The organism is Anaerotruncus sp. DFI.9.16 (assembly GCF_024461615.1).
GTDB lineage: Bacteria > Bacillota > Clostridia > Oscillospirales > Ruminococcaceae > Anaerotruncus > Anaerotruncus massiliensis.
Genome location: NZ_JANFZX010000027.1, coordinates 11,117 through 34,799 on the forward strand (window position 1 = coordinate 11,117; position 23,683 = coordinate 34,799).

The following is a 23,683-nucleotide window of genomic DNA, read 5'->3' on the forward strand; positions in this document are numbered from 1 at the left end:
TTTGCACAACATTGTGGATAGATATCTCTGGCGCCTGTGCCGGGCGCGGCGGATCGTGCGTCCCGGGTCGCAAAAAAATTTTTCCGGGGCGTAAATCAGAAGAATGGAGTGAGCAAAGCCTATGGTGAATGTCAAGCCAGTAACGCAGGGCAAAACGACTCGTATGAGTTTCGCGCACATCGACGAGGTTCTGCAGATGCCGAACCTGATCGAGGTGCAGAAGAACTCCTACCAGTGGTTCCTTGACGAGGGGCTCAAAGAGGTGTTCAAGGACGTCTCGCCGATTACCGATTATCAGGACAACCTGGTGCTCGATTTCATCGACTATCGTCTGGACGACAAGCCGAAGTACACCATCGAGGAGTGCAAGGAGCGCGACGCGACCTATGCGGCTCCCCTGCGTGTGCGCACGAGCCTGCTCAACAAGGAGACCGGCGAGGTCAAAGAGCAGGATATTTTCATGGGCGATTTCCCGCTGATGACGGAGAGCGGCACCTTCATCATCAACGGCGCGGAACGTGTCATCGTTTCGCAGCTGGTCCGTTCGCCGGGCGTCTACTACGGCGCGGCGCACGACAAGAGCGGCAAAGAGCTCTACAGCGCCACCGTCATCCCCAACCGCGGCGCGTGGCTGGAATATGAGACCGACTCCAACGATGTCTTCTACGTCCGCATCGACAAAAACCGCAAGCTGCCGGTGACCACCTTCATCCGCGCGCTCGGCCTGGGCTCCAACGAGCAGATCATCGAGTTCTTCGGCGACGACGAACGGGTGATGGCGACGCTTGAGAAGGACCCCACCGCCAACACCGAGGAGGCGCTGCTCGAGGTCTACCGCAAGCTGCGCCCCGGCGAGCCGCCGACGGTCGATTCGGCCCAGAGCCACATCGACGCGCTCTTCTTCGATCCCCGCCGGTACGACCTGTCCAAGGTCGGCCGCTACAAGTATAACAAAAAGCTGTCCCTGCCGCCGCGCATTTTGGGCAACACCCTCTCGCGCCCGGTGGCGGACCCGATGACCGGCGAGCTGATCGCGGACGCCGGCGCGGTGATCTCCCGCGAGCTGGCCGAGCGGATCGGCCGCAGCGGCGCGGACACCGTCTACCTGAGCCTCGGCGAGGACCGCGAGCTCAAGGTCATCTCCAACGGCATGGTCGACATCAAGGACTTCGTGTCCTTCGACTGCGCGCCTCTCGGCATCAACGAGAAGGTACGCTTTGCCGTGCTGCGCGAGATCCTCGAGCAGAGCGAGGGGGAGGACGCCCTCCGGGAGGCGATCGCCTCCCGCCGCGACGAGCTCATCCCCAAGCACATCATCAAGGACGACATCTTCGCCTCGATCAACTACCTGTGCGGGCTCGGCCACGCCATCGGTACGGTGGACGACATCGACCACCTCGGCAACCGCCGCATCCGCTCGGTCGGCGAGCTGCTCCAGAACCAGTTCCGCATCGGCTTTTCCCGCATGGAGCGCGTCATCCGCGAGCGGATGGCGACCCAGGCGCAGGACATGGACGTCGTGACCCCGCAGGCGCTCATCAACATCCGCCCGGTCGTGGCCTCGATCAAGGAGTTCTTCGGCTCCTCGCCGCTCTCCCAGTTCATGGACCAGACCAACCCCCTCGCGGAGCTCACCCACAAGCGCCGCCTGTCGGCGCTCGGACCCGGCGGCCTCTCCCGTGACCGCGCCGGATTCGAGGTCCGCGACGTGCACTACAGCCACTACGGCCGCATGTGCCCGATCGAGACCCCTGAAGGCCCGAACATCGGACTGATCTCCTACCTCGCGACCTTCGCGAAGATCAACGAATACGGCTTTATCGAGGCGCCCTACCGCCGCGTCGACAAGGAGACGGGCGTGGTGCTCGACGAGGTCGAGTATATGACCGCCGACATCGAGGATATGTATATCGTGGCGCAGGCCAACGAGCCGCTCACCGACGACCACAAGTTCGCCAACGAGAAGGTCAGCGTCCGCTACCGCGACGCGGTCATGGTCTGCGAGCGCGAGAAGGTCGACTATATGGACGTCTCGCCGAAGATGGTCGTCTCGGTCGCGACGGCGATGATCCCCTTCCTCGAGAACGACGACGCCAACCGCGCGCTGATGGGCGCGAACATGCAGCGCCAGGCGGTGCCGCTGCTCGTGCCGGAGGCTCCCATCGTGGCGACGGGCATGGAGTACAAATCCGCCGTCGACTCGGGCGTCGCGGTCGTCTCCAAGCACGCGGGCGTCGTGGACGCGGTGTCGGCCAACGAGGTCGTCATCCGCGACAGCGACGGCGAGCGCCATCCCTACCACCTGATCAAGTTTATGCGTTCCAACCAGGGGACATGCATCAACCAGCGCCCCATCGTCGCGAAGGGGGAGCAAATCGAGGTCGGCCAGGTCATCGCGGACGGCCCGTCCACCGCGGGCGGCGAGATCAGCCTCGGGCGCAACATGCTCGTCGGCTTCATGACATGGGAGGGCTACAACTACGAGGACGCGGTGCTTATCAACGAGCGCCTCGTCAAGGACGATATCTACACCTCGATCCACATCGAGGAATATGAGATCGAGTCCCGCGACACCAAGCTGGGACCCGAGGAGATCACCCGCGACATCCCCAACGTCGGCGACGACGCGCTCAAGGAGCTCGACGAGCGCGGCATCATCCGCGTGGGCGCCGAGGTGCGCGCCGGAGACATCCTCGTGGGTAAGGTGACGCCCAAGGGCGAGACCGAGCTCAACGCGGAGGAGCGCCTGCTGCGCGCGATCTTCGGCGAGAAGGCGCGCGAGGTGCGCGACACCTCCCTGCGCGTGCCGCACGGCGAATACGGCATCATCGTGGACGTGAAGGTCTTCACCCGCGAAAACTGCGACGAGCTCTCGCCGGGCGTCAACATGGTGGTCCGCTGCTACATCGCCCAGAAGAGAAAGATCTCGGTCGGCGACAAGATGGCCGGACGCCACGGCAACAAGGGCGTCGTCTCCCGGGTGCTGCCGCAGGAGGATATGCCCTACCTGCCGGACGGCCGCCCGCTCGATATCGTCCTAAACCCCCTGGGCGTCCCGAGCCGCATGAACATCGGCCAGGTGCTCGAGGTCCATCTCGGGCGCGCGGCGGCCGAGCTTGGCTGGAAGGTCATGACCCCCGTCTTCGACGGCGCGAACGAGAACGACATCGCCGACTGCCTCGAGCAGGCGGGGCTGCCGCGGGACGGCAAGACCTGGCTGCACGACGGGCGCACGGGCGAGCTGTTCGACCATCCGGTCACCGTCGGCTATATGTACTACCTCAAGCTCCATCACCTGGTCGACGACAAGATCCACGCCCGCTCCACCGGCCCCTACAGCCTCGTGACCCAGCAGCCGCTGGGCGGCAAGGCGCAGTTCGGCGGCCAGCGCTTCGGCGAGATGGAGGTGTGGGCGCTGGAGGCCTACGGCGCGGCGTACACCCTGCAGGAGATCCTGACGGTCAAGTCGGACGACGTGGTCGGCCGCGTCAAGACCTTCGAGGCGATCGTCAAGGGCAAGAACGTGCCGAAGCCGGGCATCCCGGAATCGTTCAAGGTGCTCATCAAGGAACTCCAGTCGCTCGGCCTGGACGTGCGCGTGCTGGATAAGGACGATCAGGAGATCGACCTCAAGCAGACGTTCGACGACGACGAAAATATGGGGCTGACCCCTGTGGATGACTCGCTGATGGACGGCGTCGAAGTGGCCTCCGAATTCGAGGACGGCTTCGACATCGAGCATCCGGACACGGAGGGCGAACCCGAGGGAGACATCGACCTGCTCGATGTGGACCTGGGGGACGCGGACCTCGAAGAGAGCTTCGACCCGATCGAGGCGCTCGGCCTGGACGGCATCGCGAGTGAGGACGACAGTTTCTGAGACGCGCATATACAGAATCACCGGCGTGTCCACACTGATTAGAAGAGAGGGGTTCGCATTTGGAATTCAACGTTTTTGAATCGATAAAAATCGGACTGGCGTCGCCCGAATTGATCCGCGAGTGGTCGTGGGGCGAGGTCAAGAAGCCCGAAACCATCAATTACCGCACCCTCAAGCCGGAACGGGAAGGCCTTTTCTGCGAAAAGATCTTTGGACCGACCAAGGACTGGGAGTGTTACTGCGGGCGCTACAAGCGCATCCGCTATAAGGGCAAGGTGTGCGAGCGCTGCGGCGTCGAGGTCACCCGCGCCAAGGTCCGCCGCGAGCGCATGGGGCACATCGAATTGGCCGCGCCCGTCAGCCACATCTGGTATTTCAAGGGGACCAGTTCCCGCATGGGGCTCCTCTTAAACATGTCCCCCCGCCTGCTCGAGAAGGTGCTCTACTTCGCGTCCTACGTGGTGATCGACCCCGGCATCACGAATCTCAAGAAGTACACGCTCCTCTCCGAGAAGGAATACCGTGACCTCAAGGAGGCCTACGAGGACGATTTCCGCGCCGGCATGGGCGCGGAGGCGATCAAGGAGCTGCTCGCCGAGATCGACCTCGACCAGCTCTCCGATGAGCTCAAGACCGAGCTCGAGACCGCCGCCGGCCAGAAGCGCGTCAAGCTCTTAAAGCGCCTCGAGGTGGTCGAAGCGTTCCGCCAGAGCCACAACCGCCCCGAGTGGATGATCCTCGACGTGATCCCCGTGATCCCGCCCGACATCCGCCCGATGGTCCAGCTCGACGGCGGCCGCTTCGCGACGAGCGACTTAAACGACCTCTACCGCCGCGTCATCAACCGCAACAACCGCCTGAAGAAGCTGCTCGAGCTCGGCGCGCCCGACATCATCGTGCGCAACGAGAAGCGGATGCTCCAGGAGGCGGTCGACGCGCTCATCGACAACGGCCGCCGCGGCCGTCCCGTCACCGGGCCGAACAACCGCCCGCTCAAATCCCTCTCCGACATGCTCAAGGGCAAACAGGGCCGTTTCCGCCAGAACCTCCTCGGTAAGCGCGTCGACTATTCGGGCCGTTCGGTCATCGTCGTCGGGCCGGAGCTGCGGATGTACCAGTGCGGCCTGCCCAAGGAGATGGCGCTCGAGCTCTTCAAGCCCTTCGTCATGAAGCGGCTGGTCGACCTCAAGGTCGCCACCAACATCAAAAACGCCCGCAAGATGGTCGAGCGCGCCACCGTCAAGGACGTGTGGGACGCGCTGGAGGTGGTCATCAAGGACCACCCCGTGCTCCTCAACCGCGCCCCGACCCTCCACCGCCTGGGCATCCAGGCGTTCGAGCCGGTCCTCGTCGAGGGCCGCGCGCTCAAGCTCCACCCGCTCGTCTGCACCGCCTACAACGCCGACTTCGACGGCGACCAGATGGCCGTGCACGTCCCGCTTTCGGCGGAGGCGCAGGCGGAGGCCCGCTTCCTCATGCTCGCCGCCAACAACCTCCTCAAGCCCTCCGACGGCAAGCCCGTCACCGTCCCGACGCAGGACATGGTGCTCGGCTCCTACTACCTGACGATGGTGCGCGACGACGAACCGGGCGCGGGCAAGGTCTTCCGCGACTTCAACGAGGCCACCATGGCCTACCAGGCGGGCGTCGTCGGCCTGCACGCGCCGATCAGGGTGCGCATCACCAAGCAGGTGGGCGACGAGCGCATCTCCCACATCGTCGACACGACGGTCGGCCGCATCATCTTCAACGACCCCATCCCGCAGGACCTCGGCTACGTCGACCGCACCGATCCGGACCACGTCTTCGACCTCGAGATCGGCTTCCTCGTCCGCAAGAAGGAGCTCGGGAAGATCATCGACCGCTGCATCCACACCTACGGCACCGCCAAGACCTCCGAGATGCTCGACCGCATCAAGGCGCAGGGCTTCAAGTACTCCACCAAGGGCGCGATCACCGTTTCGGTCTCCGACGCGGTCATCCCGCCCGAGAAGGCGCAGTACATCGCCGAGGCGGATAAGAAGGTCGACGCGATCAAGCGCCAGTACGACCGCGGCTTCATTTCGGACGACGTGCGTTACGAGCGGGTCGTCTCGACGTGGAACGAGTGCTCCGCGAAGGTCAAGGACGCGCTCCAGAAGACCTTCGACGAGCGCAACCCCATCTTCATGATGGCGGACTCGGGCGCCCGCGGCTCGATGGACCAGATCCGCCAGCTCGCCGGTATGCGCGGCCTGATCGCCAACACCTCCGGGCGTGCGATCGAAATCCCGATCAAGGCGAACTACCGCGAGGGCCTGAACATCCTGGAATACTTCAACTCCTCCCGAGGCGCCCGAAAGGGCCTGGCCGATACGGCGCTGCGCACCGCGGACTCGGGCTACCTGACCCGCCGCCTCGTCGACGTCTCGCAGGACGTCATCATCCGCGAGCACGACTGCGGCACCCATGAGGGCATCGTCGTCTGCGACATCGTCGACAGCGGCCGCGTCATCGAAGATATGTGCGAGCGCCTGATCGGCCGCTACGTGGCCGACGACCTCGTCGATCCCAGGACGGGCGAGGTGCTCGTCACCCGCGACCGCATGATGACCGAGGCGGACGCCCGGCGCATCCGCGACGCGGGCTTCACCGAGGTCAAGATCCGCACCCCCCTCAACTGCGAGGCGAAGATCGGCGTCTGCGCCAAGTGCTACGGCGCCAACCTCGCGAACGGCCAGCCGGTCGGCGTGGGCGAGGCGGTCGGCATCATCGCGGCGCAGTCGATCGGCGAGCCGGGCACCCAGCTGACGATGCGTACCTTCCACACGGGCGGCATCGCGTCGGCGGCGGACATCACCCAGGGCCTTCCGCGCGTCGAGGAGCTGTTCGAGGCCCGCAAGCCGAAGAACAGCGCGGTCATCTCCCACCTCGACGGCGTCGTCTCGTTCGAGAAGGACCAGAAGGGCGGCGACTTCGTCGTCGTCACCGCCGACGACGGCGAGCGGTTCGAGCGGCAGATCGTCTACGGCTCCACCCTGCGCGTGTCGGAGGGCGACCGGGTCGTGAAGGGCGAGCAGATCACCGAAGGCGCGGTCGAGCCCAACGAGATCCTCACAGTCTCCGGGCACCTGGCGGTGCAGGACTACCTGATCAAGGAGGTCCAGCGCACCTACCGGACGCAGGGCGTCGACATCAACGACAAGCACATCGAGGTCATCGTCCGCCAGATGATGCGCAAGGTGAAGATCGACGACGGCGGCGACACCGCGCTGATCACCGGCTCGAACATCGACAAGACCGAGCTTGCCCGCATCAACGCGGAACTCGACGCGCGGTGCGCGGAGGAGGGCTGCGAATGCCGCCACGCCACCGGCATTCCGGTGCTGCTGGGCATCACCAAGGCGTCGCTCGCCACCGAGAGCTTCATGTCGGCGGCCTCCTTCCAGGAGACGACCCGTGTGCTGACCGAGGCGGCCATCAAGGGCAAGGTCGACAAGCTCCAGGGCCTCAAGGAGAACGTCATCATCGGCAAGCTGGTGCCGGCAGGCACGGGCACGGTCGATTACGACGAGCTCGAGGTGATGAACACCGCGGAGGGACACGTCGACCGCAGCGACTACGATTTCATCGGGTCTCTGAGCGACGACATGCAGACCGTCTGACCGGGCTTGTGAGTTCCTCTGAAATTTTCAAAAATCTTTCGTACGTATTGACAAGATGCGAGCGGAAGAGCTATAATTAAAAACTGTGAGATTGACCCATTTACCAGATTTCACCGGGGCGGAGCGCCAGCTTCGCCCCGTGGAAATAAAGTCTATTATTATGTAAGGAGGTGCAATATGCCAACCTTTAACCAGCTCGTTCGTAAGGGTAGAGAGGTTACCGCAAAGAAATCCACGGCTCCTGCGCTGCTGAAAGGATGGAACGCCAAGAAACGCGTCGCCATCGATCAGACTTCTCCGCAGAAGCGCGGCGTCTGCACGGCGATCCGTACTTCGACCCCGAAAAAACCGAACTCTGCGCTGCGGAAAGTCGCCAGGGTCAGGCTGTCCAACGGATTTGAGGTTACGTCCTACATTCCGGGTATCGGCCACAACCTTCAGGAACACAGCGTGGTGCTGATCCGTGGCGGACGTGTCAAGGATCTGCCTGGCGTTCGTTACCACATCGTTCGTGGTACGCTCGACGCGCAAGGTGTCGCGAAGAGGATGCAGGCCCGTTCCAAGTACGGTGCGAAGCGTCCGAAGGCTGGTGCCAAGAAGTAATAAAACAACTGATAATCTGCCAGTTTCAGGCTAACATATAGATGTGTGCAGCCGGGATTGGCACGAACGGGAGTTTTGTCACTTTCGAGTACCAATGATTTCATACTAATTATGAAGGAGGGAAGCGAAGTGCCAAGAAGAGGTCAAATTGCAAAACGTGACGTTTTGCCTGACCCGCTGTACAATTCCAAGCTGGTGACACGCCTGATCAACAACATCATGTATGACGGCAAAAAGGGCGTGGCGCAGAAGATTGTATACGGTGCATTCGACATTGTCAAGGAAAAGACCGGCAAAGACCCGCTGGAGGCGTTCGAGCAGTCGATGGAAAACATCATGCCCGTGCTGGAGGTCAAGGCCCGCCGTGTCGGCGGCGCGACTTACCAGGTGCCTATGGAGGTCCGGCCGGAGCGCCGTCAGACCCTGGGCCTGCGGTGGCTCTGCACCTATTCGCGCAACCGCGGCGAGAAGACCATGAGAGAGCGCCTTGCCGGCGAGATCATGGATTCTCTCAACCAGCAGGGCGGCGCGGTCAAGAAACGCGAGGATACCCACAAGATGGCCGAAGCCAACAAGGCGTTCGCACATTATCGCTGGTAATCCGCTTTCTTTGCGCGGCCGCGTGAGCGGCGGCGCGGAGTATTTTATTTCGTTCCCCGGCGGCGTCAGCATCAGCTGTTCCGGCGTCGGAAAGCAAATTAAGGGAGGACACTATGCCTAGAGACGTATCTCTGGAATTAACCCGCAACATTGGCATAATGGCCCACATTGACGCCGGCAAGACGACGACCACCGAGCGTATCCTGTACTACACAGGCATCAACCACAAGATCGGTGAGACCCACGAGGGCACGGCGACAATGGACTGGATGGCGCAGGAGCAGGAGCGTGGCATCACGATCACCTCCGCCGCGACCACCTGTTATTGGAAGGACCACCGCATCAACATCATCGACACCCCCGGACACGTGGACTTCACCGTCGAGGTCGAGCGCTCGCTGAAAGTGCTCGACGGCTCGGTGACCGTATTCTGCGCCAAGGGCGGCGTCGAGCCGCAGTCGGAGACGGTGTGGCGCCAGGCGAACAAATACCATGTCCCGCGCATGGGATATGTCAATAAGATGGACATCATGGGCGCGGATTTCTACCGCGTCATCGACATGATGCGCCAGCGCCTCAAATGCAACGCCGTCCCGATCCAGCTCCCGATCGGCGCGGAGACCTGGTTCAAGGGCATCATCGACCTTGTCGAGATGAGGGCCGACGTCTATTACGACGACCTCGGAAAGGACATGCGTGTCGAGGAGATCCCCGAGGACATGCGCGAGAAGGCGGAGCAGTACCGCGAGGAGCTGCTCGAGCACCTCTCCGAGTGCGACGAGGCGTTCATGGAGAAGTACCTCGCGGGCGAGGAGATCACCACCGACGAGATCAAGGCGGTGATCCGCAAGTCCACCATCGCCAACACGATGGTCCCCGTCTGCTGCGGCACCTCCTATAAGAACAAGGGCGTCCAGAAGCTGCTCGACGCGATCGTCGACTACATGCCGGCTCCGACCGACATCGAGAACGTGAAGGGCACCAACCCGGAGACCGACCAGGAGGAGGAGCGCAAGGTCAGCGACAACGAGCCGTTCTCCGCGCTCGCTTTTAAGATCGCGACCGACCCCTATGTCGGCAAGCTCTGCTTCTTCCGCGTCTATTCCGGCACGCTGGCGGCCGGCTCGGGCGTCTACAACCCGAACAAGGACGCCACCGAGCGCATCGGGCGCATCCTGCAGATGCACGCCAACCACCGGAAGGACCTTGAGGTTTGCTACTGCGGCGACATCGCCGCGGCGGTCGGGCTCAAGAACACCACCACGGGCGACACGCTCTGCGATCCCAAGCATCCGATCATCCTCGAGTCGATGGAGTTCCCCGAGCCGGTCATCAACCTGGCGATCGAGCCGAAGACCAAGGCCGGCCAGGAGAAGATGGCGATCGGCCTGGGCAAATTGGCCGAGGAGGACCCCACCTTCCGCACCTACACCGATCAGGAGACCGGCCAGACGATCATCGCGGGCATGGGCGAGCTCCATCTGGAGATCATCGTCGACCGCCTGCTGAGGGAATTCAAGGTCGAGGCGAACGTCGGCAAGCCGCAGGTCGCCTACAAGGAGACCATCCGCAAGATGGCCGACGTCGACCACAAATATGCGCGCCAGTCGGGCGGTAAGGGCCAGTACGGACACGTCAAGATCCGCATCGAACCCAACGAGAGCGGCAAGGGCTACGAGTTCGTCAACGCGATCGTGGGCGGCGCCATCCCGAAGGAATACATCGGTCCGATCGACCAGGGTATTCAGGGCGCGATGCAGGCGGGCGTGCTCGCCGGCTATCCGGTCGTCGACGTGAAGGTCACGCTGTACGACGGCTCCTACCACGAGGTCGACTCCTCCGAAATGGCGTTTAAGATCGCCGCTTCGATGGCGTTCAAGATGGCCATGCAGAAGGCCGACCCGGTCCTGCTCGAACCGATCATGAAGGTCTCCGTCACCACGCCGGAGGACTACATGGGCGACGTCATCGGCGACCTGAACAGCCGCCGCGGACAGATCCAGGGCATGGACGCCGTCTTCGGCGCGCAGGAGATCCGGGCGTTCGTCCCGCTCTCCGAGATGTCCGGCTACTCCAACGACCTGCGTTCCAAGACGCAGGGCCGCGGCAACTATGTCATGGAGCCCAGCCACTACATCGAGGTTCCGAAGTCGATCGCGGAAGGAATTATGTCCTCCAGGGGCAAAAAAGCCGAATAAGACTTGCTTTTTCCCCTGCGAATTGGTAGAATACAAGCATCAGGCCCGGCGGACTACCAGCGCCGGCACAGGAATATCCCCGTGAATAAAATTCTTGATCATAAGGGAGGAAATTTTCGATGGCAAAGGCACATTTTGAAAGAAACAAGCCCCATGTCAACATTGGTACGATCGGACACGTTGACCACGGCAAGACCACGCTGACCGCGGCGATCACCAAGGTTCTCGCGATGAAGGGCCAGGCCCAGTTCGAAGCGTATGACATGATCGATAAGGCCCCTGAAGAGAGGGAGCGCGGCATCACCATCAACACCGCGCACGTTGAGTACGAGACCGACAAGCGCCACTACGCGCATGTCGACTGCCCGGGACATGCCGACTACGTCAAGAACATGATCACCGGCGCCGCGCAGATGGACGGCGCGATCCTCGTCGTCTCCTCCGCCGACGGCCCGATGCCCCAGACCCGTGAGCACATCCTGCTCGCCCGTCAGGTCGGCGTTCCCTATATCGTCGTCTATATGAACAAGGTCGACCAGGTCGACGATCCCGAGCTGCTCGAGCTCGTTGAGATGGAAATCCGTGAGCTGCTCTCCAGCTACGACTTCCCCGGCGACGATATCCCCATCATCAAGGGTTCCGCGCTGCAGGCCCTCGAGTGCGCCAGCACCGACCCGACCGCTCCCGAGTATGCCAGCATCCTCGAGCTCATGGACGCTGTCGACGAGTATATCCCGACTCCGGAGCGCAAGGCCGACCTGCCGTTCCTGATGCCTGTTGAGGACGTCTTCACCATCACCGGCCGCGGCACCGTCGCCACCGGCCGTGTCGAGCGTGGCCAGCTGAAGACTGGCGACGAGGTCGAGATCGTCGGTCTTTCCGACGAGAAGAAGAAGACCGTCGTTACCGGCATCGAGATGTTCCGCAAGATCCTCGACTACGCCGAGGCCGGCGACAACATCGGCGCCCTGCTCCGCGGCATTCAGCGCACCGAGATCGAGCGCGGCCAGGTTCTCTGCAAACCCGGCTCGATCCATCCGTACACCAAGTTCCGCGGCCAGGTCTACATCCTGAAAAAGGAAGAGGGCGGCCGTCACACCCCGTTCTTCAACAACTATCGTCCGCAGTTCTATTTCCGTACCACCGACGTGACCGGCGTCGTCTCCCTGCCTGAGGGCGTCGAGATGTGCATGCCTGGCGACAACGTCGAGATGGACGTTGAGCTGATCACCGAGATCGCGATCGAGGAAGGCCTCCGCTTCGCGATTCGTGAGGGCGGCCGTACCGTTGGTTCGGGCGTTGTCATCAAGATCAACGAATAAGATCCCATAAAGAAGCGGCCGCCCGTCTGGGCGGCGCCTGCATTTCGCAGGCGCGGGGCCTCTTTGATCTGATTTCAGATGAGCCGGATCTCCCGGAAGCCGGCCCTGCGGGCGAGCTCTCCCAGGCGTTCAATCGTCTCCCGGCTGGGGGAGGGGTGGTTTTTCAGCCGCCCGCGCACCCCCTGGCAGCGGAAGGTGATGAGCTTGAGACGGGTTTCGGCGGCACGCGGCCCGAGCGTCTCCGCGGCGCCCGCGATGACCGCCTCCGCGTCCACGAGGCCGTCGACGACCACGAGGCGCAGTTCCTCCAGCTTGCCTGTCTCGGAGAGGAAGGCGAGGTTTTTTTTGACGGCGGCGTTGTCCGCGCCGGTGAGCGCCCGGTGGACGGCGGGGTCCCAGCTTTTCACGTCCAGCATGACGCCGTCGCAGACCTCCATGAGCGCGGGGTGCCGCGCGAGGTCCGCCGTGCCGTTGCTGTCCATGAGGCAGGTGAGCCCCCGCTCCTTCGCAAGGGTAAAGAGCCCGGTCAAAAAGTCGGGGTAGAGGGAGCATTCCCCGCCCGAGACGGTGACGCCCCGGATGAAGGGGATGTTTCGGGAAACACGCTCCATCGCGTCCTCCGGCGTCATCCAGAGGACGCGCGGGGAGGCGTGGTGGGAGCAGGTGCGGATGCAGCTGTCGCACCAGGCGCAGAGCGCCTCGTCCCAGACGACACGCCCGTCGACCATCGAGAGGGCGCCCGCCGGGCAGCCCGGCACGCAGTCGCCGCAGTGGACGCACATCCGCTGCGTCTCGGGATTGTGGCAGTAGGCGCAGGCGATGTTGCAGCCCTGCACGAAGATGGAGGTCCGGCTGCCCGGGCCGTCCACCGTGCTGAAGGGGATGATTCGGTTGACCGGAGCGGCGTTTTTCATGCCATCCGCACCTTGCGTTCCGCCAGCCGGTTCACGTCGTAGTTGGGCGCGCCCAGCTGGGTCGTGTTCTTGAGGACGACCTGGTGGTTGCGGTATTTCTCCATCTCGCTGCGCTTGACCAGGTAGCCGGTGATGCGCACGAGGTCGGTGTCGGCCGAATAGAAGCTCATGTACTGCACGCCGGTCTGGAAGGCGCCCTTGACCACGTCGAGCAGCGCGGCCGGGTTCTGGGTCACGTTGGAGGCGATGGGGAAGATGTCGCCCACGCCGGTGGGGAAGTACTTGTGGAAGCGGGCGCAGTGGCGCAGATGGTCGGAGAAGGAATCCGGCTCGCCGCCCACGGGGATGCGCACGCCCGACGTGATGCCGAGGTCGGAATCGAGACCCACCTGCGCGTGCAGCATGAATTTGTTGCCGGAGATGGGGGAGTAGGCCGCCGTGAAGGTGGGGACGATGCGCGCGATGGCGTCCATGATCCGCTGCCCGAGATCATCCGCCTCGGGATCGCGGCCGTAGACCTTCCCCTGGTCGGCCATCAGCGCGTTGACGCACTCGGCCAGACCGGTCACGCCGAACATGGGCAGGAAGCGGTCGGGGGAAAGCAGGCCCTCCTTCACGAGGAAGTTGGACTCAAAGAAGCCGGACTGCTCGACGATGAAGCGGATGCGCTCGTTCATGTAATCGGCGATGAGGCCAAGGCATTCGGGCAGAAGCTCCCCGATAAACTGCTCCTCGTTCACCGCCTCCTTGACCAGCTCGGTCAGGGTGACGCGGGTGAGGGTGTAGGCCCCGCCGCAGATCGGCAGGATGTTGTAGCAGCTGGCCACGCCGTAACGGTCGAAGGGGGCGCGGTTGGCCACGTCGTTGCAGATGGCCGGGTTGGAGCAGGCGAGCGAGCACTCAATGGCCTCCTCCATGAAGTCGTCGGGCGTGACGGCCGGATCGTATTTGATGGTCATGTTCGGCACCGTGTTGGCGAGCTCCTTCTCCACCTTGAGGATCAGCCGTCCGGCCCTCGTGTCCCTGGGGCCGAGGTTGGCGTGGCAGAAGGAGTCGGTGATGGTGCGGTCGAGGTAGTTGAGGAAGAGGCGCAGCTTCTTGCAGATCTCCTCGTCGGAGAGCCCGTCGAGGAAGGGGTCGATGAGCGTGTCGAGGCTGCCCAGATAGACCGGGAAGTTGGTGATCGAAGGCACGTGGCGGTAGAGGATCATCAGGGCGTTGAGCAGCTCGTCGAGGTCCTTGGGCGGGTCCACGCGCAAAAACGCGCTGCCGTTTTTGACGAATTTTTCATAGTCGGGCAGGATGTAGCGCGGACGGTAGGGCGCGCCGCCCTCAAAGAGGTCGTTGATGGCGCCCGTCTCGAAGAAATGCCTGGTGCGCGGCGGGATATTCAGCACGTCCAGCGAGTTTTCCGCCGCCTTCGCAAGCTGCATGAGCTTCTGCTCATGGGTGAGTTCGCGGGATGTTACGATTTTGCGGATATTTTCCAGATCAACCATAATCAAATCCTCCATTCATCCACTGTCGATATGTGAATTGTTTTGTTACAGCATTATCGCCCGATCCGCAGGGCCAGCTCCCTGCGCATCCGCTGCTCCTGCTGCGGCGAGACGGTGATCTTGCCGCGCCGCACGGTCAGGAACCCGTCCTGCTCGAGGCGGCGGATGCTGCGGTTGATGGTGCGCACGCAGAAGCCGGTTTCCTCACAGATGGCGGAACGGGTCATCTCCACGACGACCGGCTCCCCGTCCTCCGCGGGATTTCGCGTGCAAAAGCCGGTCAAAAACTGCAGCAGCCGGCTTTCGCTGTCCAGGAAGAGGAAGCTGCGCTCCCGGTCCGCCTGAAGCAGCAGGCTCTGCATGACCGCCCGCACCCGGGAAAGCATGATGCCGCTGTCCGACAGAATCCACTGCATATAGCTGGAGGCGGGCAGCCGCAGCAGGCGGCAGCGGGTCTTCGCCTGCACCTGCGCAAAAAAGCGGTCGGCGCCGGAGAGCGCCTCGTATTCCCCGAAAAACTCGATCGCGTCGAAATCGGAGAAGGTGTAGGTGGCGTAGCCGGGCTGGATGCCCGAGACGGTGACGCGCCCCTCGAGCAGCACGCAGACGGAGCCGCAGGGGTCGTCCTGGCGGATGATGTGCTCGCCCGCGCGGGCCTCGGCCGTCAGCACGGGGGCGTCGGACGGAAAGCCCGCGAAGAGCTTGCGCAGACGGGCCGCCAGCGGCATGGGTTCTGATTGTAGCCAGTCGGCAAACTGCATCCGTTTTCCGCTCCTCTCAACGCGCGGCCATTCGGGCCGGGGAGGCCGCGTTTTGTGCTTTTCGTTCCTCCATGTTTATTATAGCAACGCTGAAAACGGAAAAAAAGGACACGAGTCCCTTTTTGGATTCTTTGTAGGCATGCACAGCAAACAAGCGGTATGACTGTACGTTTTGCCCAAGCGGAATGGAAAGATCCGGATTGAAAAAGTGCAATTTGTCCTAAGCAAAAGTTTTGTAGCCTGTGCCAAAAAAGAAAGCCAATATCTGCAATTTCTGAAAAATTTAGAAAGATAGCCTTTACATTTCGAGCGGCTGTGTTATACTGAAACCGTAATCGGTGGGACAAACTGCCCACTTGGAACCGGTGTTTTCCATCTTCGGCGCGTAGGCGCGGCGAGCGGAAAAGCCGGATTTTTTGTAAGCGGAGCGGAGGCGGAAAGCCGCCTCCCATGCGGGAAAGGACGCTGCTGAAATGGATAAGAAAGAATTGGTGCGCCTGGCGATCGAAGCGCGGGAGAGCAGTTATTCCCCCTATTCGAATTTCCGCGTCGGCGCGGCGCTGCTCACTTCGGGCGGCAAGGTCTACCAGGGCTGCAATGTGGAAAACGCCTCCTACGGCGCGGGCATCTGCGCCGAGCGCAACGCCGCCCTGCGGGCGGTCTTCGAGGGGGAGAAGCGTTTCGCGGAGATCGCGGTCGTCGGCTGGCACCGCGACGCGAAGCCGGAGGAGCGGGGCTACGCCTTCCCCTGCGGCATCTGCCGCCAGTTCCTGCGGGAATTCGCCGTGCCGGGCATGAAGGTCTATGTGGCCGTGAGCGAAAAGGAAGCGGATATCCGGGAGTATACGCTGGAGCAGCTGCTGCCCGAATCCTTCGGTCCCGAGGACCTGCTTTGATAACGGTTTGATCCTGCCGGTTTCCGCCGGCAGATTCATTCAAAATGCAATAAAGGAGAAAATTATGAAAAAGACGAAATTACTGAGTACGATTCTGGCTATGGTTCTCGTCGCCGGCATGCTCGCCGCGTGCGGCGGCACCCCCGAGACCCCGTCCTCCACGGCGCCCGCCGAGACGGCCCCCTCCGCCGAGCCCGCTGAGGAGCCCGCGGACGACGCCGCTCCGACCGACGGAGCATTTTCCGCCGCGCTCGTCACCGACGTCGGCGGAATCAACGACCAGTCCTTCAACCAGTCCGCTTGGGAGGGCATGCAGCGCCTCGAGAGCGACAAGGGCGTCAAGGTCAGCTTCCTCGAGTCCAAGAAGGACGCCGACTACGCGCCCAACCTGGCGAAGGTCACCGACGACGCGCCGGACATCGTCTGGGGCATCGGCTTCCTGATGAAGGACGCCCTGGCCGCGGCCGCCGAGAGCAACCCCGACCAGCGCTACGCACTCGTCGACGACGTCTTTGAGGCCGGCCAGTACCCGAACGCCATCGGCGTGCAGTTCCAGGCGGAGCAGTCCTCCTTCCTGGTCGGCTACATCGCCGCCCACAAGACCGAGACGAACCATGTCGGCTTCCTGCTCGGCATGGAGAGCCCCGTCATGGACCGCTTCAAATACGGCTATGAGGCCGGCGTGCGCTACGGCGCCAAGGAGCTCGGCAAGGAGATCCAGTATGACTTCGCGCTGGCCGAGAGCTTCAGCGACACCGCCAAGGGCAAGGCCATGGCGCAGAAGATGTACACCGACGGCGCCGACGTGATCTTCCACGCGGCCGGCCAGACGGGCAGCGGCGCCATCGAGGCCGCCAAAGAGATGAACAAGATGGTCATCGGCGTCGACCTTGACCAGAACTTCCTGGCTCCCGACAACGTCATCACCTCCGCGCTGAAGAACGTCGGCAACGCTGTTTACGACATCACCGGGCGCATCATGGACGGCGAAGAGCTGGGCGGCACCAACGTCACCATGGGCCTGGCGGAAGGCGGCGTGGGCATCGCCCCCTCCTCCGACAAGCACCTGTCCGCCGAGCTGCTCGCCCAGGTGGACGAACTGCAGCAGAAGATCATCGATGGCGAGATCGTTGTCCCCTACACCCAGGAGGACTTCGACGCCTTCGTGGCCAACCTGTAAGATTCGCCTGTAGAGCGTTATTTGCCCGCGGGGGTTTTTGCCCCCGCGGGCCCAAAAGGGCTGTTATGGCAGATGGAACCCCTTGCGGGTTTCCTGCGGCAGCCCTTTTTTAGCCAGGGGGCGCGGACGCGCTTCCCGGCCCGCCGCGGCCGGGACCCTGATGCAGATTGTTGTTGGCGAGGAGGCAGGTTATGGAAGCGGGAACCCCCCAATATGCGGTCCAGATGAAGCAGATTTGCAAGTATTTCGGCAGCTTCTGCGCGTTGGATCATGTGGATTTGAATGTCAGAAAAGGTACGATCCACGCGCTGCTCGGTGAGAACGGCGCGGGGAAATCCACGCTCATGAACATCCTGTACGGCTTCTACCGGGCGGACGAGGGGGAGATCCTCCTCAACGGGGAGCCGGTGGAGGTCAAGAACCCGAGCGTGGCGATCAAACACGGCATCGGCATGGTCCACCAGCACTTCATGCTGGTGGAGAATTTCACCGTCACACAGAATATCATGCTCGGCGCGGAGACCACGAAGGGCTTTGACGTGCTGGACCTCGAGTCGGTCAAGGCGCAGATCCGGGAGCTCTCCGAACGGTACGGCCTCTATGTGGACCCCGACGCCAAGATCCAGGACGTTTCGGTCGGCATGCAGCAGAGGGTGGAGATCCTGAAAGCCCTCTACCGCGGCGTGGATATCCTGATCCTCGACGAGCCCACGGCGGTTCTGACCCCGCAGGAGATCGAGGAACTGATCGAAATCATGCACCGCCTGGTCGGAGACGGCAAGACGGTCATCATCATCACCCACAAGCTGCGCGAGATCAAGCAGTCCTCCGACTACTGCACCATCATCCGCCGGGGCCACTATGTGGACACGGTGTCGGTCGCGGAGGAGAGCGAGGAGGACCTGGCCACGAAGATGGTCGGGCGCGAGGTCACGCTGCACATCGAAAAAAAGCCCGCCACACCCGGCGACGTGGTGTTTTCCATCGAGGACCTCACCGTCAGGGACAACCGCGGCATCGAAAAGCTGCGCGGCCTCTCCCTGAACGTGCACAAGGGCGAGATCCTCGGCATTGCCGGCATCGACGGCAACGGCCAGAAGGAGCTCGTCGAGGCGATCACCTGCCTGACCCGCTGCGACGGGGGCAGGATCGTGATCAACGGCGCCGAAATTCAGAACACGACGACGCGCAACGTGCTCGACCACGGCATCTGCACCATCCATGAGGACCGCCACAAGCGCGGGCTGGTGCTGAGCTTTTCGGTGGCGGAGAACATGGTGATCGAAAACTACCGCAAACCCCCGTTTTCCAAGGGCATCGTGCTGAATTTCCCCAAGATTCAGGAGAACGCCCAGAAGCTCATCGGGGAGTTTGACGTGCGGCCCGCCGACTGCGCGCGGACCGAGGCGCGCGCCCTGTCGGGCGGCAACCAGCAGAAGGTGATCATTGCGCGCGAGGTCACCAACGACCCCGACCTGCTGATCGCGGTCCAGCCCACACGCGGACTGGACGTGGGCGCCATTGAATTTGTACATAAGTCGCTGGTGGAGCAGCGGGACCACGGCAAAGCGGTGCTGCTCATCAGCCTGGAGCTTGACGAGGTCATGGACCTGTCCGACCGCATCAATGTGCTCTATAACGGCAGGATCGTCGGCGAAATGGACGCCGCGGGCGCCGACGAAAAGGAAATCGGCCTGCTGATGGCGGGAGGGGGGAACCAGACATGAGGGATCGACTCATCAAGCTGCTCAAGAAACCGATGACCGGGATCCTCATTTCGGTTCTGATCGGCTTCATTGTCGGCGCGGTGGTGCTGGCGGTGGCCGGCTACAACCCGCTGGAGGCCTACGGCGCGATGTTCGCCGGCATGTTCCGGAAGCCGAAATACGTCTCCCAGATCGTCATCAACGCCGTGCCGATCATCCTGACCGGCCTTTCGGTCTCCTTCGCCTACAAGAGCGGGCTCTTCAACATCGGCGCGGAGGGGCAGTACATGATCGGCACCGTGACCGCAGCGCTGGTGGGCCGCTACTTCCTGCTGCCGATGGGCGTCCATCCGGCGGCGGTCCTGCTGCTGGCCTTCCTCTTCGGCGGGCTGTTCGGCGGGCTGGCCGGGTGGCTCAAGGCCCGGTTCGGCGTGCATGAGGTCATCTCCACCATCATGCTCAACTGGATCGCCCTCTACTTCAACAACTTCATCCTCACGCTGCCCGGTGTGAAGAAGCCCGGCTCCCAGGCCTCCTACGAGGTCGCGGACACCGCGAAGCTGCTTTTCCTGGGGGACTGGAAGAAGTCGGAAGCGGGCAAGGAGTTCATCAAGTCGAACGCCTTCTGGGGCGATTTCCTGCGCACCGACCTGCACTGGGGCATTCTGCTCGCGCTTGTGGTCGTGCTGCTCGCCTGGTACTACCTCAACCGGACGACCAAGGGCTTTGAGCTGCGCGCGGTCGGCGCCAACAAGGACGCCGCCGAATTCGCCGGCATCGGCGTCAAGAAGAACATGGTCATGGCCATGTTCATTTCCGGCGGTATCGCGGCGCTGGCGGGCGCCATCCAGATTCTCGGCACCAATCCCTTCCGCATCAGCGTGTTGCCGGTCACCGAGGGCTACGGCTGGGACGGCATCTCCGTCTCGCTGATCGCAAACAACAATCCGCTCGGCTGCGTGCTCTCCGGCCTGCTGTTCAGCGGGCTCAAGTACGGGGGCGGCTCCATCCAGTCGGAAATCGGCGCGCCGAGCGAGATCATCAACATTATGATCGGCTCCATCGTCTTCTGTGTGGCGCTGGTCTCCATCTACCCGATGATCGCCGAACGGCTCAAGAGAAGGGGTGGTTCACATGTTGAATAACATCCTGCTTGCCATCAATATCACCCTGATGTATTCGGCGCCCCTCATCTTCGCGGCGCTCGGCGGGGTCATCACCCAGCGTTCCGGTGTGGACAACATCGGCATCGAGGGCATGATGACGATCGGCGCGTTTGTCGCCACCGCGGTGGGGTACTTCACCGGGAGCCCGTGGCTCGGATTTTTGATCGGCGGGCTGGCGGGGGCCGCCATGGCGGTGCTCCATGCGGTGGCTTCCATCCACCTGCAGGGCAACCAGACCATCTCCGGCGTCGCCATCAACTTCATCGGCCTGGGGCTGGCGCTCTTCCTGTCGCGGCTCTTCTTCGACGGCGCGACCCAGACCCAGCCGGTGCCCAAAAAGCTGCCGAAGATCCTGTCGCTGCTCGGGATGGACACCTCCAACCTGACCATCAACGCCATCAACATCGACATCACGGTGCCGCTGGCCATCCTGCTGACCGTCGCCATGTGGTTCTTCCTCTACAAGACCAAATGGGGCCTGCGGGTGCTGGCCTGCGGCGAGCATCCCGCGGCGGCCGATTCGCTCGGCGTCAACATCTATGTGATCCGCTACGTCTGCTGCATCCTCTCGGGCCTTCTCGCCGGCTTCGGCGGCGCGGCCATGACGCTGGCGGTCGTCTCCAACTTCAGCCCGACGGTCATCTCCGGCCACGGCTTCATCGCGCTGGCCGCCGTGATCTTCGGCAAGTGGACCCCGCAGGGGGCGCTGCGCGCCTGCCTGCTCTTCGGCTTCGCCCAAGCGATGGTGGTCATGCTCGGCGGGATGGAGTACATCCCCTCCCAGCTGCTGGCCATGCTGCCCTATGTGCTCACAATGGTGGTGCTCGTGCTCTTCGTCGGCCGTTCGGAGGCCCCGAAGGCCAACGGCACGCCCTACCGCAAGGGCGAACGGTAACCCCCGATTGTTTAAAAACGCCCCCGCGAAAGCGGGGGCGTTTTTTTCTTTTTTTGTCTTGACAAAGCGCGGTTGGCCTGCTAGAATATAAGCATAAGATTAATCAAATAAACATATGTTTAAGGAGCGAGGAGCATGATCACTGAACGCGAGCGGCAGATTCTGCGCTGGATAGAGGATAACCCGCTGATTTCTCAGCAGGAGCTGGCTTCGCGGGCCGGGATCGCCCGTTCGTCGGTCGCGGTGCACATCTCCAACCTGATGAAGAAGGGCTTCATTCAGGGTAAGGGCTACCTGCTGCAGAAAAATCCCTATATCGTGGTGGTGGGCGGCGCCAATATGGACATCAGCGGCCGTCCGGACGCCCCGCTCGTGGCGCAGGATTCCAACCCCGGCAAGGTGCGGCTGTCGCCGGGCGGCGTGGCGCGCAACATCGCCCACAACCTGGCGCTGCTGGGGGAGGACGTCAAGCTCATCACGGCCTTCGGGGACGACTCCCACGCCAACCAGCTCGCCGAGGGCTGCCGCCGTCTGGGGATCGATGTGAACGACACCCTGACCGTGCCGGGAGGGACGACCTCCACCTACCTGTTCATCGCCGACCACACCGGCGAGATGCAGCTCGCGATCAACGAGATGGACATCTACGAGGAGCTCACACCGCGCTTTTTCGAGAGCAAGATGGACCTGATCAACCGCGCGAGCCTGTGCATCATGGACACCAATCTGCCGGAGGAGAGCCTGCGGTTCCTGGCGGAAAACTGCCGCTGCCCGCTCTTCGCCGACACCGTCTCCACCGTCAAGGCGAAAAAGCTGGCCGGGCTCTTCTACAAGATCCACACGATCAAGCCAAACCTCCTGGAGGCGCAGCTTTTGACCGGTATCGAGATCCGCGACGAAGATTCGCTCCGCCGCGCCGCCCGCCGCTTTCTGGACATGGGGGTCGAGCAGGTGTTCCTCTCCCTCGGCTCCAAGGGCGTTTTCTGCGCCGACCACCACGAGCAGTTCCACCTGCCCGCCTATCCCTCCCACATGGTCAACAGCACCGGCGCCGGCGACAGCTTCATGGCCGCGCTCGCTTGGGGCTGGCGACAGGGCTTTTCGCTGCGGGACTGCGCCAAGGCCGGGCTGGCCGCGGCCGACATCTGCATCGAAAGCGCCGAGACGATCAGTCCGCGCATCAGCGCGGAATCCATCCTGGCAATCACGGGGGCGCCCACACCGACCCCCGATGAATAAATCAAATTGACGAGAAGGAGTGTCCGTATCATGAACCGTCTTGAAAAATACCTCGAAGTTTCCCCCCGTATCCGGGAGGCCCTCGACAACAACCGTCCGGTGGTCACGCTGGAATCCACCATCATCTCCCACGGCATGCCCTATCCGCGCAACGTCGAAACCGCCCTCAAGGTGGAGGAGGTCGTCCGGAGCTGCGGCGCCGAACCCGCGACGGTGGCCGTCATCGGCGGCAAGCTGAAGGTGGGCATCTCGGAGGAGGAGATCACCCATCTGGGCAAGAAGGGGCTCGGCGTCATCAAGGCCAGCCGCCGCGATCTGCCGGTGCTCTGCGCCCGCGGCGAAGACGGCGCCACCACGGTGGCCGCCACGATGATCCTCTCCGCGCTGGCCGGGGTCCAGGTCTTCGCCACCGGCGGCGTGGGCGGCGTGCACCGCGGCGCCGAGACGACGATGGACATCTCCGCCGACCTGGAGGAGCTGGCCGAAACCCCCGTCATGGTGGTCTGCGCCGGCGCCAAGTCGATCCTTGACCTCGGGCTCACGCTCGAATACCTGGAGACGAAGGGCGTCACCGTGCTGGGCTACCAGACGGAGGAGCTTCCCGCCTTCTATACGCGCAAGAGCGGCTTCAAGGTCGATTACCGCATGGATACCCCCGAGGAGATCGCGGCGGCGTTTTCTGCCAAGGAGGACCTGGGACTCCGCGGCGGCATGCTGGTCACCAATCCCATCCCCGAGCAGTACGCCATGGACCACGACTACATCTCCCGCACCATCGAGGACGCCTGCGCCGAGGCCGCGCAGAAGGGCGTCAAGGGCAAGGAGCTGACCCCCTTCCTGCTCGACCGGATCCAGCAGATCACCGCCGGCAAGAGCCTCGAAGCCAACATCGAGCTTGTGTATAACAACGCGCGGCTGGCCTCGCGGATCGCTGTTGAGCTCTGCAAAAAATAAAGGCGGTATTTGCCGCTCGTGAGCGACGGAGGTTGCCGCGCTGCGACGGCCCGCAGGCCTAGTGCCGGAGGCGTGTCCCGCCGATGGCCGCCCGGCGGAATCCTCTTGAGTTTACCGCGCTGCGCCCGGCGGGGCGTAGACGGGAATTGCCGCTTTTCAAGCGGCAAGAAACACGAGCGCGTTCCGCCGCGCACCACGGGTTCCTTTTCGGACGGACGAAAAGGAA

General features: G+C 62.9%; 15 protein-coding genes and 1 pseudogene. 13 read left to right on the forward strand and 3 right to left on the reverse strand.

All coding sequences use genetic code 11. The annotated features are described in order from the left end of the window. Positions 1 to 121 precede the first annotated feature (121 nt). The 6 genes from rpoB to tuf all read left to right on the forward strand — a co-directional run bounded on the left by rpoB (position 122) and on the right by tuf (position 12,247). Entirely contained in the window at positions 122 to 3,880 is a 3,759-nt protein-coding gene (gene rpoB / locus NE609_RS10910; protein ID WP_256152501.1) for a DNA-directed RNA polymerase subunit beta, read from the forward strand. 59 nt (positions 3,881 to 3,939) lie between these two features. Continuing rightward, on the forward strand, positions 3,940 to 7,524 hold the full coding sequence (rpoC, locus tag NE609_RS10915; RefSeq protein ID WP_101549290.1) for a DNA-directed RNA polymerase subunit beta': 3,585 nt from the start codon (positions 3,940 to 3,942) through the stop codon (positions 7,522 to 7,524). A gap of 177 nt (positions 7,525 to 7,701) precedes the next feature. Then, positions 7,702 to 8,127: a 30S ribosomal protein S12 gene (gene rpsL, locus NE609_RS10920; RefSeq protein WP_121586959.1), complete on the forward strand. Its 426-nt coding sequence runs from the start codon at positions 7,702 to 7,704 to the stop codon at positions 8,125 to 8,127. A gap of 129 nt (positions 8,128 to 8,256) precedes the next feature. Next, entirely contained in the window at positions 8,257 to 8,727 is a 471-nt protein-coding gene (gene rpsG, locus NE609_RS10925; RefSeq protein WP_172439157.1) for a 30S ribosomal protein S7, read from the forward strand. A gap of 113 nt (positions 8,728 to 8,840) precedes the next feature. Then, positions 8,841 to 10,925 (forward strand): elongation factor G, encoded by a 2,085-nt coding sequence (gene fusA, locus NE609_RS10930; protein ID WP_101549296.1) that lies wholly within the window; start codon positions 8,841 to 8,843, stop codon positions 10,923 to 10,925. 119 nt (positions 10,926 to 11,044) lie between these two features. Next, on the forward strand, positions 11,045 to 12,247 hold the full coding sequence (gene tuf, locus NE609_RS10935) for an elongation factor Tu (RefSeq protein ID WP_121586958.1): 1,203 nt from the start codon (positions 11,045 to 11,047) through the stop codon (positions 12,245 to 12,247). A 74-nt stretch (positions 12,248 to 12,321) separates the two neighbouring features. On the opposite strand, the gene NE609_RS10940 is transcribed toward tuf, so the two are convergent. From NE609_RS10940 to NE609_RS10950, 3 genes are read right to left on the reverse strand one after another with little or no spacing between them, the layout of a single operon-like run. Then, entirely contained in the window at positions 12,322 to 13,161 is an 840-nt protein-coding gene (locus NE609_RS10940) for a YjjW family glycine radical enzyme activase (RefSeq protein WP_256152502.1), read from the reverse strand. Then, entirely contained in the window at positions 13,158 to 14,660 is a 1,503-nt protein-coding gene (locus NE609_RS10945; RefSeq protein WP_256152503.1) for a YjjI family glycine radical enzyme, read from the reverse strand. The genes NE609_RS10940 and NE609_RS10945 overlap by 4 nt, the downstream gene beginning before the upstream one ends. Before the next feature lie 53 nt (positions 14,661 to 14,713). Further along, positions 14,714 to 15,421: a Crp/Fnr family transcriptional regulator gene (locus NE609_RS10950; protein WP_101549301.1), complete on the reverse strand. Its 708-nt coding sequence runs from the start codon at positions 15,419 to 15,421 to the stop codon at positions 14,714 to 14,716. Between the two features lie 470 nt (positions 15,422 to 15,891). On the opposite strand from NE609_RS10950, the pseudogene NE609_RS10955 reads away from it, so the two are divergent. The 7 genes and pseudogenes from NE609_RS10955 to NE609_RS10985 form a co-directional block, all read left to right on the forward strand. Next, positions 15,892 to 16,317, forward strand: a pseudogene (locus NE609_RS10955) (cytidine deaminase); the annotation flags it as partial. Positions 16,318 to 16,381: 64 nt separating this feature from the next. After that, positions 16,382 to 17,497 (forward strand): BMP family ABC transporter substrate-binding protein, encoded by a 1,116-nt coding sequence (locus tag NE609_RS10960; protein WP_121586954.1) that lies wholly within the window; start codon positions 16,382 to 16,384, stop codon positions 17,495 to 17,497. 191 nt (positions 17,498 to 17,688) lie between these two features. Next, entirely contained in the window at positions 17,689 to 19,224 is a 1,536-nt protein-coding gene (locus tag NE609_RS10965; RefSeq protein WP_101549308.1) for an ABC transporter ATP-binding protein, read from the forward strand. Next, positions 19,221 to 20,348, forward strand: coding sequence for an ABC transporter permease (locus tag NE609_RS10970; protein WP_101549310.1), 1,128 nt, complete (start codon positions 19,221 to 19,223; stop codon positions 20,346 to 20,348). Before NE609_RS10965 ends, NE609_RS10970 begins: the two co-directional genes overlap by 4 nt. Then, positions 20,338 to 21,264: an ABC transporter permease gene (locus NE609_RS10975; RefSeq protein WP_101549312.1), complete on the forward strand. Its 927-nt coding sequence runs from the start codon at positions 20,338 to 20,340 to the stop codon at positions 21,262 to 21,264. Before NE609_RS10970 ends, NE609_RS10975 begins: the two co-directional genes overlap by 11 nt. Before the next feature lie 135 nt (positions 21,265 to 21,399). Continuing rightward, on the forward strand, positions 21,400 to 22,503 hold the full coding sequence (locus NE609_RS10980) for a PfkB family carbohydrate kinase (protein WP_256152504.1): 1,104 nt from the start codon (positions 21,400 to 21,402) through the stop codon (positions 22,501 to 22,503). Between the two features lie 30 nt (positions 22,504 to 22,533). After that, positions 22,534 to 23,457 carry a pseudouridine-5'-phosphate glycosidase gene (locus NE609_RS10985; RefSeq protein ID WP_101549314.1) on the forward strand — a complete coding sequence of 308 codons (924 nt, stop codon included), beginning with the start codon at positions 22,534 to 22,536 and terminating at the stop codon, positions 23,455 to 23,457. Positions 23,458 to 23,683 lie beyond the last annotated feature (226 nt).

Excerpts from the sequence above, each read along its gene's own strand:
- rpoB (WP_256152501.1), top strand. The coding sequence starts at position 122 with ATGGTGAATGTCAAGCCAGTAACGCAGGGCAAAACGACTCGTATGAGT.
- rpsL (WP_121586959.1), top strand. The coding sequence starts at position 7,702 with ATGCCAACCTTTAACCAGCTCGTTCGTAAGGGTAGAGAGGTTACCGCA.
- fusA (WP_101549296.1), top strand. The coding sequence starts at position 8,841 with ATGCCTAGAGACGTATCTCTGGAATTAACCCGCAACATTGGCATAATG.
- tuf (WP_121586958.1), top strand. The coding sequence starts at position 11,045 with ATGGCAAAGGCACATTTTGAAAGAAACAAGCCCCATGTCAACATTGGT.
- NE609_RS10940 (WP_256152502.1), bottom strand. The coding sequence starts at position 13,161 with ATGAAAAACGCCGCTCCGGTCAACCGAATCATCCCCTTCAGCACGGTG.
- NE609_RS10945 (WP_256152503.1), bottom strand. The coding sequence starts at position 14,660 with ATGGTTGATCTGGAAAATATCCGCAAAATCGTAACATCCCGCGAACTC.
- NE609_RS10950 (WP_101549301.1), bottom strand. The coding sequence starts at position 15,421 with ATGCAGTTTGCCGACTGGCTACAATCAGAACCCATGCCGCTGGCGGCC.
- NE609_RS10960 (WP_121586954.1), top strand. The coding sequence starts at position 16,382 with ATGAAAAAGACGAAATTACTGAGTACGATTCTGGCTATGGTTCTCGTC.
- NE609_RS10965 (WP_101549308.1), top strand. The coding sequence starts at position 17,689 with ATGGAAGCGGGAACCCCCCAATATGCGGTCCAGATGAAGCAGATTTGC.
- NE609_RS10970 (WP_101549310.1), top strand. The coding sequence starts at position 19,221 with ATGAGGGATCGACTCATCAAGCTGCTCAAGAAACCGATGACCGGGATC.
- NE609_RS10975 (WP_101549312.1), top strand. The coding sequence starts at position 20,338 with ATGTTGAATAACATCCTGCTTGCCATCAATATCACCCTGATGTATTCG.
- NE609_RS10980 (WP_256152504.1), top strand. The coding sequence starts at position 21,400 with ATGATCACTGAACGCGAGCGGCAGATTCTGCGCTGGATAGAGGATAAC.
- NE609_RS10985 (WP_101549314.1), top strand. The coding sequence starts at position 22,534 with ATGAACCGTCTTGAAAAATACCTCGAAGTTTCCCCCCGTATCCGGGAG.